Origin of the sequence: Chitinophaga sp. YIM B06452, from assembly GCF_039655965.1 — a bacterium.
GTDB lineage: Bacteria > Bacteroidota > Bacteroidia > Chitinophagales > Chitinophagaceae > Chitinophaga.
Genome location: NZ_JAWLKY010000006.1, coordinates 247,052 through 261,869, shown reverse-complemented (window position 1 = coordinate 261,869; position 14,818 = coordinate 247,052). Strand labels below are relative to the sequence as shown.

General features: G+C 55.5%; 9 protein-coding genes. 5 read left to right on the top strand and 4 right to left on the bottom strand.

The genetic code is table 11. The features are described 5' to 3' along the window. Position 1: 1 nt before the first annotated feature. A complete protein-coding gene (locus R3I13_RS24080) occupies positions 2-4,366 on the bottom strand; it encodes a CusA/CzcA family heavy metal efflux RND transporter (protein ID WP_346320543.1) in 4,365 nt (1,454 codons plus the stop codon). A gap of 86 nt (positions 4,367-4,452) precedes the next feature. Continuing rightward, positions 4,453-4,773, bottom strand: coding sequence for a DUF6660 family protein (locus R3I13_RS24075; RefSeq protein WP_346320542.1), 321 nt, complete (start codon positions 4,771-4,773; stop codon positions 4,453-4,455). Between the two features lie 109 nt (positions 4,774-4,882). Here R3I13_RS24075 and R3I13_RS24070 point away from each other — a divergent pair, with 109 nt between their 5' ends. After that, the gene (locus R3I13_RS24070) at positions 4,883-5,320 is read left to right on the top strand and encodes an SRPBCC family protein (RefSeq protein WP_346320541.1); all 438 of its coding nucleotides are present in this window, start codon (positions 4,883-4,885) and stop codon (positions 5,318-5,320) included. Here the strand turns inward: R3I13_RS24070 and R3I13_RS24065 are convergent. Together R3I13_RS24065 and R3I13_RS24060 are read right to left on the bottom strand one after the other, a co-directional pair. After that, positions 5,317-6,546, bottom strand: coding sequence for a sigma-70 family RNA polymerase sigma factor (locus R3I13_RS24065; RefSeq protein WP_346320540.1), 1,230 nt, complete (start codon positions 6,544-6,546; stop codon positions 5,317-5,319). The genes R3I13_RS24070 and R3I13_RS24065 overlap by 4 nt on opposite strands. Then, positions 6,539-6,883 carry a YciI family protein gene (locus R3I13_RS24060; protein ID WP_346320539.1) on the bottom strand — a complete coding sequence of 115 codons (345 nt, stop codon included), beginning with the start codon at positions 6,881-6,883 and terminating at the stop codon, positions 6,539-6,541. The genes R3I13_RS24065 and R3I13_RS24060 overlap by 8 nt, the downstream gene beginning before the upstream one ends. Before the next feature lie 735 nt (positions 6,884-7,618). Here R3I13_RS24060 and R3I13_RS24055 point away from each other — a divergent pair. Genes R3I13_RS24055 through R3I13_RS24040 form a run of 4 tightly spaced genes read left to right on the top strand, consistent with a single transcriptional unit; the run spans position 7,619 to position 14,796 of the window. Continuing rightward, entirely contained in the window at positions 7,619-10,591 is a 2,973-nt protein-coding gene (locus R3I13_RS24055; RefSeq protein ID WP_346320538.1) for a SusC/RagA family TonB-linked outer membrane protein, read from the top strand. A 17-nt stretch (positions 10,592-10,608) separates the two neighbouring features. Continuing rightward, positions 10,609-12,090, top strand: coding sequence for a RagB/SusD family nutrient uptake outer membrane protein (locus R3I13_RS24050; RefSeq protein ID WP_346320537.1), 1,482 nt, complete (start codon positions 10,609-10,611; stop codon positions 12,088-12,090). A 9-nt stretch (positions 12,091-12,099) separates the two neighbouring features. Further along, positions 12,100-13,719: a carbohydrate-binding protein gene (locus tag R3I13_RS24045; RefSeq protein ID WP_346320536.1), complete on the top strand. Its 1,620-nt coding sequence runs from the start codon at positions 12,100-12,102 to the stop codon at positions 13,717-13,719. 9 nt (positions 13,720-13,728) lie between these two features. After that, the gene (locus R3I13_RS24040; RefSeq protein ID WP_346320535.1) at positions 13,729-14,796 is read left to right on the top strand and encodes a DUF5007 domain-containing protein; all 1,068 of its coding nucleotides are present in this window, start codon (positions 13,729-13,731) and stop codon (positions 14,794-14,796) included. Positions 14,797-14,818: the final 22 nt, after the last annotated feature.

The following is a 14,818-nucleotide window of genomic DNA, read 5'->3' as shown; positions in this document are numbered from 1 at the left end:
TCTATTCAGGTTTGTTGCCGGCCAGGTATTGCAGGTGCAGGATACGCTGGTTGTAATTGTTGATCGTTTCAAGATGCTGCTGCTGCACGTTCATGGAAGTGCGCAGGCTTTGCAGGTATTCCACATACCCGATCTCCCCGTTGGCGTAGGCTTTGCCGGCGTGACTGATCATGAGGTCCGTCTGCGGCAGCAGGGAGGTTTCGTAGTATTGAAGGGATTCCCTGTATTTAAGGGTTTCCTGGAGGCTTTCGTTATACATGCCGGCATAGTTCTGCTGCTGCTGCTCGTAGCGGAAAGCGGCTGCCTGCCGGTGCATGCCCGCGGCTTTGATCTTCGCGGCCTGGGGTTTGAACCACAATGGAATGGAAAGCCCGGCTTCCAGCCCGTTGAAGCGGTTGCCGGAGGTGGCCAGCGGCATGCCGGAAGCGTTCACCGGCGTGCCATTGAGCGTTTGCGTAAAAAAGCCGATGGAAATATCGGGCAGGAGGCGGTTCTTTTCGACCTTCTGTTGTTTGTCCGCTATCACGGCCTGTTGCCGGTACCAGAGCAGGCCCGGGTTCTGTGCTACGGCAGCCGAGTCTGCGGCAGTCATATCCAGCGCGCGCAGCGGCTCTTCCTGCACGTTCACAGGCGAGCCTGCATGCATGAGCGTTTGCAGGCGCGTCAGGTACAGGTGCACGTCTGCCTTTACCTGTTGCAGCTGTGTGCGCAGCTGTTGCTGCTGGTTCTGGGCGGAGGTTTGCTCCAGCAGGTTGCTTTCGCCGGTGCGCAGCTTTACGCCGGCGGCTTTTACGAAACGCGCATACACTGTGTCCTGCTCTTCCAGCTTGTGTTGCAGCGCCAGCAGGTATTGCAGCTGGTACCAGGCGCTTTTCACCTGGAAGATGAGATTGTTCTTGTCTGAAGCCAGCTGCAGCTCGCTGCTTTTCACGCTTTCCCCGGCAAGACTGCCTTGCGCACCCAGCAGGGTGGGGAAGGGGATCTTTTGTGATATGCTGATATTGTTATCATTTTTCACGTAGCTGTTGTACTGGCCGTATTGAAGGCTAAGGTCCGCTTTGGCAATCTCCGGGGCAGCTGCGCGCAGCTGGCGGCTTGTGTTCACATCCATCTGCGCGGCCTGTATGCCGCGGTTCTGCTGGACGGCAGCGCTGATGCACTCCGGCAGACTGAGCGGTTTTTCCTGCGCGCCGGCGGAGAACGGAAAGGCCAGCAATGGCAATAACATCAACTTATTCATATGGCCTGTTTTTGATCTGATCTTTTCGAAATACAAATAGAATACGGGCAGCACCAGCAAAGTGAGCAGGGTGGAGGTAACCAGCCCGCCGATCACCACGGTGGCGAGCGGTTTCTGCACTTCCGCGCCCGCGCCGCCGGAAAGCGCCATGGGCAAAAAGCCCAGCGATGCCACGGAAGCGGTCATGAGCACGGGCCGCAGCCTTAGCCGCGTTCCTTCCAGCACTATTTTTTCCAGGTCTGTCATGCCTTCTTTTTTTAACCGGTTAAACTCCGCGATCAGCACAATGCCGTTCAGCACCGCCACGCCAAAGAGCGCAATGAATCCCACGCCCGCTGAAATGCTGAAAGGCATGCCGCGCAGCACGAGGGCAAACACGCCGCCGATGGCAGCCATGGGAATGGCGGTGAAAATGAGCAGGGATTGTTTTACGGAACCGAACGTGAAGAATAGCAGCAGGAAAATGAGCGCCAGCGCGATGGGCACGGCCACGGATAAACGCTGCTGCGCTTCCTGCAGGTTCTCGAACTGCCCGCCATAGGTGATGAAATACCCCGGCGGCAGCTTGATGCCGCGTTCTATTTTTTCCTGCACTTCTTTTACGACGCTGGCAATATCCCGCCCGCGCACGTTAAAACCTACGATGATCCTGCGTTTGGCGGCTTCGCGCTGTATCTGGTTGGGGCCGGGTGAATAGGTGATCTCCGCCAGCTGGTCCAGCGGCACCTGGCGCCCGTCGGGCGTGCTTACGAATACGTTCTGCACGTCGCTGATGTTTTCGCGGCTGGTTTGGGAAAAACGCACCACGAGGTCGTACCGCTTTTCGCCTTCGTATACCTGCCCGGCGCTTTGCCCGGCAAATGCTGCGTTGAGCGCCTGGTTGGCCGCCGCCACACTCAGGCCGTATTTGGCCAGCTGTGCACGGTTGAGGCGCACCACGATCTGCGGCAGGCCGGTGATCTTTTCCAGGTAAAGGTCTTTGGCGCCTTCTGTTCCACCGGCGATCCTGCCCACCTGTTCGCTAAGCGCGGTGAGGGTTTGCAGGTCTTCGCCGAATATCTTCACGCCTACATCCTGCCGTACGCCGGAAATAAGCTCGTTGAAGCGGAGCTGGATGGGCTGGGAGAACCCGAAGCTCACGCCTGGTATGCTTTCCAGCGTTTCCTGCATTTTGCTGACCATTTCTTCCCGGGTGGAAGCGGAGGTCCATTCGGATTTGTCCTTCATCACGATCATTACGTCTACAGACTCCATAGGCATCGGGTCTGTCGGTATTTCGGCGGATCCGATCTTACCCACTACTTCTTTTACTTCCGGGTATTCTTTGAGCAGCAGCTGCGAGGCGAGATTGATCTTGTCTATCGATTCCGAAAGAGAACGGCCGGTGCTGAGGCGCATTTCGATGGCAAGGTCTCCCTCTTCCAGCGTGGGTATGAACTCGCCGCCTAAACGAAAAAAGGTGATGATGGCTGCGGCAAACAGCAGCAGGGATACCAGGGTGGTCAGCATTTTCCTGCGCAGCGTGCCGTGTATAACGGGGCTATATATACGCTGCAGCCAGTCCATCATCCTGTCGGAGAAGTTTCGCTTATGCTCCACGTTCTTGCTGAGGAACAGCGCACTCATCATCGGCACATAGGTGAGCGATAAAATGAACGCGCCCAGGATGGCGAAGCTCACGGTTTGCGCCATGGGTCTGAACATTTTCCCTTCGATGCCTACGAGGGCAAGGATGGGCAGGTATACAATGAGGATGATGATCTCCCCGAAAGCCGCGGCATTCCTGATCTTGCTGGCGGAGCTGTATACTTCTTCGTCCATTTGTTTTTGCGTAAGCCTTTTCAGCGGGCTGAGGCCCAGGTGATGCATGGTAGCTTCCACGATGATCACCGCGCCGTCCACGATCAGCCCGAAGTCGATGGCGCCGAGGCTCATCAGGTTGCCGGATACGCCGAATACGTTCATCAGGCTGATGGCGAAGAGCATCGCCAGCGGGATCACGGAGGCTACGATGAGCCCTGCGCGCAGGTTGCCGAGGAATACGACCAGCACGAAGATCACGATCAGCGCGCCTTCTATGAGGTTTTTGCTGACAGTGCCGAGGGCGCGGCCGACGAGATCGCTGCGGTTGAGGTATACTTCCAGCTCCACGCCTTCAGGCAGTGATTTGCGGATCTGCGCGATCCGTTTTTCCACGGCTTTCACGACGGTGCTGGCATTTTCATTTTTGAGCATCATCACGATGCCGCCAACGGCTTCGCCGCTCTTTTTACCGTCTGCATGCGTGAGCGCGCCATAACGGATGGCTTCGCCGAAACGCACTTCCGCAACGTCGCGCACGAGTACGGGAAAACCTTGCGAAGTGCGGGAAACGACGATCATGCCGATGTCTTCCAGCGAACCGATAAGGCCCTCGCTGCGGATGAAATAAGTGTTGGGCTTTTTATCGATGTATGCGCCGCCGGTGTTCTGGTTATTGTTTTCCAGCGCGGTAAACACGTCGTTGATACCAATGTGGTAACTGGCCAGCTTGTCAGGGTCCAGGGCTATCTCATATTGTTTCAGCCTGCCGCCAAAGCTGTTCACCTCCGCCACGCCGGGTGTGCCCAGCAATTGCTGGCGCACCAGCCAGTCCTGTATGCTACGCAGCTCCATCGCGTCGTACTTCGATTCGAAGCCGGGCTTTGGATGCAGCACGTACTGGTAAATTTCACCCAGGCCGGTGGAAATGGGCGATACCTCGGGGTCGCCGATGCCCGGCGGAATGCGGCTGAGGGCTTCGCCCAGCTTTTCGTTCACCTGCTGGCGCGCCCAGTAAATGTCCACATCGTCGTGGAAAATAACGGTCACTACGGAAAGGCCGAAGCGGGAAATAGAGCGGATCTCTTTCAGCTCTGGAATAACGGCCATGGTTTGCTCCACGGGAAAGGTGATGAGCCGTTCCACCTCCTGCGGCGCAAGGGAAGGGCTTTGCGTGATCACCTGCACCTGGTTGTTGGTAATGTCCGGCACGGCGTCTACCGGCAGGCGGGTGAGGGAATACACGCCCCAGGCTATCAATGCCAGGGTCATCAGCCCGATGATCAATTTATTTTGTATTGAGAACCGGATGATCTTATTCAACATTATCTAAAACTGGATTTAACGGCGCATACGCACGCTATACAGCGTATGGCCATATACGTTAAAATGGGTTGGTCTGCATTAAATGATCACCGGGAAAACCGGGGTGGCTGCCAGGGAATGGCGGTAAAGTCGGCCGCCGGGGGACAGATATACATATCCGGGATCACCGCAAGGGTCACGGGCCGGGGAAAGAATACGGAAGTAACGGGAAGCGTGATGGTCACCGCGCAGCAGTAGCAGGTGCAGAAAGGCGAGCACAGGTCCACGCCGGCTTCCTGTTCTGTAACGGGTATGTGAAGGTAAGCCATGGTCTCCTTCCCGGAATCGTCATGCACATGCCCGTCCGCGCAGGGCGTGCCTGAACAGAGAATGATCCATATGCTTAACAGGAAGCAGAGCGCTTTCATACCTGCGAAGGTAGTTAAACCTGCCGGCCCCGCATAATGTATTTTTACAAACGGGTTGCAAAAAGGACCGGTTTTTGTTGCTCATATCCCTGTACAAACGCGGATCTATATGTTACAGGACTTCGTAGTGAACAAAACCATAGACATTGCCGCCCCGGTGCCTGAAGTGTGGAAATTCATCACCACCCCGGCGGGTATGAAACAATATCTTTTCGGTACAAATGCCATCAGCGACTGGAAAGTGGGCAGCCTCATCCGGTTCACCGGGGAATGGGAAGGGAAGCCTTATGAAGACAAAGGCACGATCGAAGTGATGGACGAGAACGAGGTATTTGAGTATACCTACTACAGCGCTTTCAGCGGCGTACCGGACCAGTCGGAGAACTATACGCTGGTGCGTATGGAGCTGGAGCCTATTGAAACGGGCACCCGGCTGACGGTGAAACACAGCAATTTCCCGAGCGAGACCGCCTACCAGAACAATGAAAAACATTGGGAGCTGGTGCTGGACACTATCAAAGAAAAAACCGAGAAAGCCGCCGGTTAAGGCATTTGCAGGCATGCTTTGATCTTCCCGCGGATAAATGCTTCCTCCCCCGGAGAAGGCTTGCCCCATAACGCTTTGCGGTAATGCTGCAATGCAAGGTGATTGTTGTTCCCGTCCGCATAAATGCGCGCCAGGCTGCAATGCAGCAGGTGGTGATGTTTCATGAAAGGCTCTTGTGCCAGTTCGTCCAGCATATGCAAAGCTGCTTTCGTTTGCCCTGCGAAATGCAGGGCCACGGCCTGGTTCAGCCTCACGAAAGGAGAGGGGGCCATTTCATGCAATTGCGCATAGAGGTTCGCGATCTGCTGCCAGGGCGTTTGCGCAAAGCCTGGCGCAACGGCATGCAGGTAGGCGACGGACGCTTCGATGATGTAGGTGGACGGCGCGGGCACGGTGCTGGCCTGTTTCAGGTAGTCCGTCGCCACCGCGATCATATCACGGTTCCACAGCTGCCTTTGTTGTTTTTCAAGCTCCAGCAGTTCCCCGGCCTCGTTCGTGCGCGTTTCCCAGCGGGAGAGCTGGAAAAGCATCAGCGCATACAGCGCTTTGGCGTCGGGCACGGAAACCCTGGCGCGGCGGATCACTTCGCGGGTAAGGCTGAGCGCGTCCTCGCAGAGGCGTTCTTCCCTGATCTTCCATCCTTCGGTGAACACGACATACAATACTTTCAGCGCAAGGTCCACCTTGCCTGCGCTCCACCATACAAACCCGCTCCTGAAAGCGATATCACCGCTTCTGAGCTGCTGGCGCTGGCGGTAGATGATCTTCGAGATATTGTCCGCTTCCGTGCCCAGCAGTTCCGCGATCTGCTGCATCTGCAGGCCGAATACATAGCGCAGCGCGGTAACGAGCTGTACTTTGGCGGTGAAGCGCGGGTGCATGCAGGCAAACAGGAGGCGCAGCAGGTGGAGGTCGCCGTCTTCGCTGGTTGCGGCCGCCACGGGATCGGCGGGCAGGTGCTCCAGCGGCACGTGGCCCTGGCGGCGCAGCCTGAAGCGCGAAGCCTGGTTGCGGATGGTGGCGTAGAGCCATGCTTCCGGTTTTTCGGGCAGGGTTGTGCGCCAGGCCGCAGAGGCCGCGGTAAAGGCTTCCTGCACCAGGTCTTCCGCATCGGAAAGCTGGAGGCTGCTGTAGCGCAGCAGCAGGTGGCTCACCATTTTCCCGAAATGTGCGCGGTAGAGCTGCTGCAGGAGCCCGGTCAATTGCATCGCATCATGTTCACTCATGTACCATCAAAGGTCTTACTTCTATCGCTATTTCTTCGTCTATCACGGAAGGGCAGGAGGCAGCAAGGGCGGCGGCTTCTTCCAGGCTCCCGGCCTGAATGAGCATATAGCCGGTAACGCTTTCGCGCGATTCGGCGAAAGGCCCGTCTGTAGCGATATGCGCCTTCTTCACATACCTTACGTCCGCTTCCAGCGGCTCGCCGCCCAACAGGTTGCCAGAACCGGCGAGCTGTTCCGCCCAGCGGGTCATCTTGGCGATGTCTGCCTGCAATTCGGCTTCGGTCATGTTCTTTACGCGCTCCAGGTCTTCCCGGATCAATAACAGGAACTTTTTCATGGTGTGTCTGTTTTTTAAATATAGTACCATCCGCAACAAAAATCCGGACACGGCCGCGCAGTTTTTTTCTTACCGGCTGGTTACCAGTGCGCCTGCCTCCTTAACACAGAGATAATGTGCCTCGTTAAGCATATTTAATAGTTTTAAACGCTGAAACGATGTTCGAGTATACGATTTTGCTTTTCGGCAATGTTATTTTCGCAATATCGGTTTATTTTGTATGGAAAGCAGGGGGTACACTTGACGCTTATGGTTTAGCGATGTATCTTTCCCTTCAACATACCTCTATACACCGGGGTTGAAAAATCCCTGAAGCCTAACGTCACGAACTAAAAATTCTCATTTTTTATTTAAAAAGAAACTAAACCACGGTACATGAAAAGTATTTACTAAAACGATTTTGCAGAGCGAACCATTCCACAGAACAGATCATATTCCGGTTCCCGTTGAGAAGCATATTTTAAGGCCTGACCTATGCGTGATTTGTATGACCCTATAACCGGAATTTTTTTGTAAACCTCGGAACTAACAGCAGGTTCTCATTTACCGGCTTCTTGTTAGCAATCGATTGCTGCCCCCTGCAGGGCAACGACATTGCATAACCGCAATGCTTGCGCATCAGCGGAACAGGGAGCGTTATGCCTGCCCGTCCCTCCGGCAGGCCGAAAAGTATTTTGCCCGCAGTTCATCGCAATTGCGGGAAAGGGAATGCCATGACCAATACAATCCATGATTATGACGTATATCTACTCACGCCAGCGTAAAAGGCTGGTCCTGCTGCTTGGCCTGCTAGGGCTGGGAACAGGCGCCGCCGCGCAACAAAAGCTCTACAAGAAGCCTCCCGCCGCCGAAACCGGCAGCGAAGCCACCAACAGGCTGAAGCAGCTGCCTGTTTCCGCAAGGGATACCATCGGCTACCTGCGGTACAACGAAATGATGCTCCGTACTAACGGCGCCGCCTCTACGCTCAATCTTGACGAAGTGAAAAAACTGCCTTACAACAGCCTGCACCAGATGCTGCTGGGCAGGGTCACCGGCGCGGATGTGAGGATCCCCAGCGCCGAGCCCGGCAAGCGCAGCGCGCTGTTCATCCGCGGCGCCTCAGGCCTGCTGCTGAAGAATGGGGACCTGTTCGGCGCGCAGCCGTTGTACGTGGTAGATGGCGTTCCGCTGATAAACGACCATGCTTTCGCGTACGACATCCAGCGTTTCGACTTCAACCGGCTGGGCTCTGAAATAGACCCGCTGGTGTTCCTGGATATGAACGATATGTACAAGGTGGAAGTGCTGAAAGACTTTGCTGCCAGCGCCCGCTACGGCCCGTTTGCCAGCAACGGCGTGGTGAATATCAGTACCCGCGGCCCGCGCACGGGAGAGCTGAGGGTGGAAGTGAACGGGTATGCCGGTATCATGATGAAACCGGTGGCAGACGTGATCAACGGCCGCTGGGAGCGCGATTTCCGCCTGCCGTTTTACGATAAATACGCCACCGCCGAACAATACCGCAGCTTCCCCGCTTACCTGGCCGATTCCACCAACGCGCAGTATTACGGGAACGCAGACTGGGACGAAGCGTATTACCGCTATGGCTGGACCACCGGCCTGCAGGCGGCAGTGAGCGGCGGCAACAGGCTCGCCAGCTTCCGCTTCAGCGTCGGCGAAGCATCGCAGCAGAATGCGGACAAAACTTCCATGCGCAGGTACAGCGTAAACTTCGGGATCAACATCACGCCGGTAAAACGCCTGGAATGGAGCACCTTCATCAATGCAGGCATGGTCAACCGCAAGCGCAACAACTCCCTGCGCGACCGTATGGGCGACGAAGATTACATTCTCAATCTTGAAAGGCCGCCTTCCCCCAACAAAGCTTTGCTCGAAGAATACTACGGCTACCTCGAAAAAGGCCGCGACCGCAACCGCAACACGAGCATCCGCGTGCTGAACAATCTCAGCTATAACCTTGCTACAGGCCTTACATTCAGCTCCCGCTTCTCTATCGATTACGGGCAGAACTTCCGCGATCTTTTTATACCCCGCACGGTGAACGACGGCAACAGCTTCGTGTCCAACTTCGACGGTATTCAAAGCCGCATGGTGCTCGATAATTCGCTGGAATACATCCGCACGCTGGGTAAGATGCACAAGTTCACCATTACAGCCGGGCAATACGGCCAATGGGATCAATGGCGCTATATCTACGGCAAAGCATACCGCGGCAAAAGTGATTACATACAAATATACCAGCCGGGCATAGACCTGTCACCCGAAGGCGGCTCGCACAACCTGCGTTTTACCGCCAACTTTAAAGACCGGATAAAAGCAAACCTGGCTTCGTTTTACGGGAATATCCAGTACGACCTGGCCAGCAAATATTCCCTGAGGCTGTACCTCCGCTACGACGGCAGTTCCAACGTGAACCCGGACAAACGCTGGCGGATGTTCCCCACGCTTTCCGCTGCCTGGCAGATGAAAGAAGAAAAATTCCTGAAAGATTCCAGGCTGATCAGCAACATGCGCCTGCGCCTCAGCGCGGGCCGCATAGGCAAGGCCTACCAGCTGGATTATTACAAAGGCGGCCCCATCTACAACGTGGAAGCAGGCTGGGAAGGAACGCCCAATATGGCCACCTACAACGCTTTTCCCATCCTGAACGCAGCCTACGAAACCGGGTATATCTCGCCGGGCCTTGGCTGGGCGTATACCGATCAGCTCAATGCGGGCCTGGATGTTGGCGTGCTGAAAGACCGTGTTACTTTTTCGGTGGACGTGTACAGCAAAACAGACAGGGACCTGCTGATGAAAGTGCCCGTAGTGGAAGAGCTGGGTTATTCCGGCGTGGTGAAGAACGGGATGGACATCCGCAACTACGGCGGGGAGCTGACCGTGGATGTGGCCGTGATCCGCAACAAGAACTTCGCCTGGTCTACCGCGTTGAACGCATCCGCCAATAAAACCAAGCTGCTCGCGCTGCCTGACGGCGCGCAGGACGTGGTGCTGGGCAACCGCCGCTTCATGGTGGGCAAGCCGGTGGATAAATACTGGCTGCTGATCAACGACGGCATTTACAATTCCGCATCAGAAATACCGCAGGGAAGAAGCTACCAGGGCCTGCCCATGAAGGTGGGAGATCCCAACTGGCGCGACGTTAACGGCGACAATACGATAGACGATAAAGACCGCGTGATCAGCGGCACGCATAATCCTGCCGTGCAGGGCGGCTGGGCCAACACATTGCGCTACAGGCAGCTGGAGCTGAACATGCTGTTTGCCTACGCCTTCGGCCGCAAGCTCATCAACGAAGCGCTGGCGCAGCGTTTCGATTTTGTGAACCGCGAAGGTGCGGACGCCGTTGCGGGTATCAAGGAAGTGTTTTACTGGAGCGAACCCGAAGGAGACCTGGACCGCATCCCGAAATATAATCCCTGGAGCCCCGTGCAGGCATACCAGCCCAACCAGACGCTTTTCCTGGAAGAAGCCTCTTTTGTGCGCCTGCGCTCGCTTACGCTGACCTATAACTTCAGCCCCAAATGGATCGCGAAGAACGATATCCGCCAGCTGAGGGTATACGTTACCGGAAACAACCTGCTCACCTGGACGCGTTACAGCGGCGGCGACCCCGAGGCTTTCGACTATTTCGGGTATGACCAGGGCGGCTACAACTGGCCGCAGCCAAAGAGCTTCACACTCGGATTCAACCTTCAGTTCTAATGCTTAAAAACGATCTTATGCGATATATATCGATAGGCGCGCTGCTTTGTGTGATGGCAACCGCCTCGCTCTCCTGCAAAAAAATGCTGGATATCGATTCCACCCGCGCCGTCAGCGAGGAGAACATGTGGAAGACGAAAAACGATGCCTGGGCCGGCAGCTTCGCCTGCTACGGACTGTTACGCGCCGCCATGCTGAATGAAAATGCCCATTGGGCCTATGGCGAAATGCGCGCAGGCGATTTTACCGTGACCAAACGGGGCGACCTGAAGGCGCTGCGCCAGAACGAGCTTACGGCCAACTACGCTGCAATGGACAGCTGGCGCGATTACCGGCGCTTTTACGCCGCCATTGCGCAGTGCAACCTCGCCATACAGAAGCTGCCGCTCATTCCCGCGATGGACAACCGCTATTCAAAATCCGAAATGGAGCTGGACCTTGCGCAGGTACGCTTTGTGCGCGCATTCATCTACTACTACATCGTGCGCATCTGGGGCGACGTTCCGCTGGTCACCGAATATACCAACGGCGAGTTTAAACCCGTTGCCAGGGAGTCGCAGGAGAAAGTGCTGGAGTTTGCTTATAGCGAAGCAGAACAGGCCTTCCAGAAACTGCCCTGGGCCTACGACGGCAAATGGCCGGAAGCGCCCGGCAACTACCGCGGCCAGGGGCTCAGCCACTGGAAAAGCATACTGGCCACCAAAGGCTCCGCATTGTGCCTGCAGGCGCATATCAAAACATGGATGAAAGATTATGCCGCGGCGTTGCCGCTGATCCAGAAGATACTGGACAACCAGGCACTCGCTCCATACGGGTACGTAACGCTGGCCAACCTCGTAGGCACCAGCACCTTCCGCGGCCGCGTCAACGAAAACATCTTCCAGATAGACATGAACCTGGACCATGCGGAAATATCCACCACCGGCCACATCGAATACTGGACGCTGCGCGCGCCCGACGTGCCCAAGCAGGAAGCGGAGATATTCGTTACCAAAGACAGCATCCTCAACATCTATCCCGATGTAACGGACGAACGCGGCAGGCTGTTTTTCACAGACCTGGGCAGCATGCAGCCTATGTTCTACAAGATCAAAATGCTGGACGCTTCGCTGCGCAACCCCACGCTGCGTTTCTTTAACTCCTGCGTGGTGCTGTTCCGCTACGAAGAACTGATACTGCTCCAGATAGAATGCCTGGCCCGCACCGGTGATGAAGGCGCCGCGCTCACCAAGCTCAACGACTGGCGCAACAGGCGCACGCTCGTTAAGCTGCCGGCCGGCACCAGCGGAGAAGAACTGCTGGATGCAGTGCTGGAAGAACGCCGCCGGGAGCTGATCGGGGAAGGCTGGCGCTGGTACGACCTGGTGAGCTTCGGCAAGATACCGAAGTATACCAACCTCACAGAAAGCGACGTGGAGAAAGGCGCAGCCTACTGGCCGCTGTCTAAGACCGCGCTCTCCCTGAATCCTCTTCTTCAACAAAATGAATTCTGGAAATAATCACCGCGTATGAAAACGACTTCGTTCTCCAAAATACTGCTGGCCGCCTGCGTAACGCTTTCCGCGGCAGGCTGCGCCGAAAAGAGTGAATACCGCAACATGCAGCCGGTACGTGAAGTGAAGAGCAACACCTATGACTTCATCAAAAGCGCCAACCACGGCGGGCTGTACGATTCATTGCTGTACATCCTCGATAAAACGGGATTGGCGGAAAAACTGAAAACAGGGAAAACAACCTTCTTTGTTCCGCAGGACTTTTCCATCAACGCCGCCATGTACAACCTTAACTTCACCCGCGAAAAACGCGGCGACCCCGGCAACTGGACCATAGACAGCGTAAGCACCGGCATTTGGGACACCCTGCTTACCCGTTATATGATCAATGGCGAATACAATCTCGATTCCCTCCGCTTCGCAGACGGCGTGAACCTCGTAACGCCCTATGGATACGAGATGAACGGGAAAGCCATTACCACCACCGCATCCGGCATAGAAGCCGGCGGGTCGATGGTGATACAATACAGCGACAAGAACAATTCCCGCATCATCAAGAACTGGGTAATGACCACCACAGAAGCCGCCAATCTCAAAACCAGCACAGGCATGGTGCATATGCTGGAACCCAAGCACATCTTCGGTTTCTCTTCTTTCGTAGACAAAGTGTACCCGCCCCGCATGACGCCCTTCCTCGGCAAGCCCATTTCCATTCCCGGCCATATAGAGATCGGGTATTTCGACATCGGCGGCCAGGGCGTGGCTTATTACGATGTGGACCCCGCGGTCAACAAAGGCGCCCCGGACTTCCGGAAGGCAGAAGGGGTAGACATCGACGTGTGCTCGGATGGCGGGCTGTATAATATCGGCGCCACCAACCCGAACGAATGGCTCAAGTACACGGTGAAAGTGGAGCATACCGGCATGTATGCCGTATTTGCCAAAGTAGCTTCCCCGAATTCAGACGGCGTTTTCCATATTGAAAAAGACGGGGTGGACATCACCGGCCCGCTGAAGTCGCCCAAAACAGGGAACTACCAGTCCTGGACTGTTGTGAAAGCCAATGATGTATTATTGACAGAAGGCACATACGTATTCACTTATTACGAAGAATCAGGCGGTTTCAACGGCGGCCGTTTCGGCTTCCTGCCGCGCTTCCGCGTGCCTTACAACGGCCAGCCCGTTAACGTGCCGGGCACCGTGATGGCCACTGAATTCGATTACGGCGATAACATGTGTAACGATGCGGACGCCTACAATAAAGGCAGCGCAAGGCACCTGCACCGCGTGTTTGAAGGAACCGATACAGAAGCCACCAACGAAGCGCCGGGTTCCTACCACATTTCGCATGTGGCGGTAGGTGAATGGGCGGTCTATTCCATCAACGTCACCAAAGCCGGCAATTACCGCATACAGGCGCGCGTGGCTTCTACCAACGCCACAGGCCGCATGCACCTGGAGATAGACGGCGTGAACGTTTCCGGTGAAATGGCAACGCTCAACACCGGTTCCTACCAGACGTTCACCAATGTATCGAGCCCGGTTATCCATCTCACCGAAGGTCAGCACGACTTTAAGTTCGTCGCGGAAAAGACAGGGTTCAATCTTTCAAAATTCATATTCGTGGCTTTATAATCAACTTATATGCGATCAACATCTCCCAATATAAAACAACCTGCGCGGCGCCTGCTGGCATGGGCCATGCTGGGCCTGGTGGCGGCGGTTTCAGGCTGCTATAAGGAACTGCTTCCTGAAGAGCAGGACCACTTCAGCAAAGACATGAACTATACCGTGGAGTCTTTCCTGCCCAACCTCGGTAAAACAAACGTGTTCATCAACGTATTCAACGCGGATTTTTCCACCCAGCCGCTGGATTTCTCAATTGAGAACCCGCGTTATGGCGATAAATCGCCCGCAAACTTCCTGCTGGATTCCGTGGACACACGGCAGTGGAAAACCTGGTACGCCGGCAACGAAGCCTCCATCCAGGAAATAGAGAATAAAATGTACACCATTAAGCGCCCGATCCTCGACATCAGACCGAATTCCGGTGAGATCATTTTCTGGAACGTGGATTCAAACAAAGTACGCTACGGCAAATATTACTTCGATGTAAGGGTAAAAAACAAAGCGGGAGAACGCGTGTTCTCCGGCCTGCTGCTGGATGTGCGCCGCCCCAGGCCCTATGAGCCTTACATCTACGACGATGCGACCGGCCTGCAAAAAGGCCTCACCGCTGGCGGCATCGTAAAGCCCACCGGCGTGGTTAACTTTATGGACGAACTGCTGCGCCCGATTCCCAAAGACAGCGTGGACGTATATTTCGTGAAAGAAGGCACGGCAAAGAATTCTATTTCCTTCAAATTCTACAACAAGGATTCCGCCATTATTCCGCTCACGAAGTTCAACTTCCAGCAATGGGACAGCCTGTTCTATTTCAGCAAAATGGCCGGATCCCGCGTGCGCTTCGGGTTTAACCGCCAGATGAATGCAGACAGCACCAAGGTCACCTTCGACATCACCAATCCCTTCCCTGTATTGTCGCAGGTAAGTGGCGGGCTGGACGTTGCTTCCATTGCCTTCAACTTCACCCGCATTTCGTTCGGCCGCCGCATCAGCGGCGGGCTGGGGCTGGATTTTTCCATCAACGAACCAGGCGAGTGGACCGCGATCGTAAAGTTCAGGGTCACGCCGAAATTCAGCGACGATTGACCTGCAACCATTCACACAAAAA

Coding starts and splice junctions, on each gene's coding strand:
- R3I13_RS24060 (WP_346320539.1), bottom strand. CDS start 6,883: ATGAAAAAGTTCCTGTTATTGATCCGGGAAGACCTGGAGCGCGTAAAG.
- R3I13_RS24065 (WP_346320540.1), bottom strand. CDS start 6,546: ATGAGTGAACATGATGCGATGCAATTGACCGGGCTCCTGCAGCAGCTC.
- R3I13_RS24050 (WP_346320537.1), top strand. CDS start 10,609: ATGCGATATATATCGATAGGCGCGCTGCTTTGTGTGATGGCAACCGCC.
- R3I13_RS24080 (WP_346320543.1), bottom strand. CDS start 4,366: ATGTTGAATAAGATCATCCGGTTCTCAATACAAAATAAATTGATCATC.
- R3I13_RS24040 (WP_346320535.1), top strand. CDS start 13,729: ATGCGATCAACATCTCCCAATATAAAACAACCTGCGCGGCGCCTGCTG.
- R3I13_RS24075 (WP_346320542.1), bottom strand. CDS start 4,773: ATGAAAGCGCTCTGCTTCCTGTTAAGCATATGGATCATTCTCTGTTCA.
- R3I13_RS24045 (WP_346320536.1), top strand. CDS start 12,100: ATGAAAACGACTTCGTTCTCCAAAATACTGCTGGCCGCCTGCGTAACG.
- R3I13_RS24055 (WP_346320538.1), top strand. CDS start 7,619: ATGACGTATATCTACTCACGCCAGCGTAAAAGGCTGGTCCTGCTGCTT.
- R3I13_RS24070 (WP_346320541.1), top strand. CDS start 4,883: ATGTTACAGGACTTCGTAGTGAACAAAACCATAGACATTGCCGCCCCG.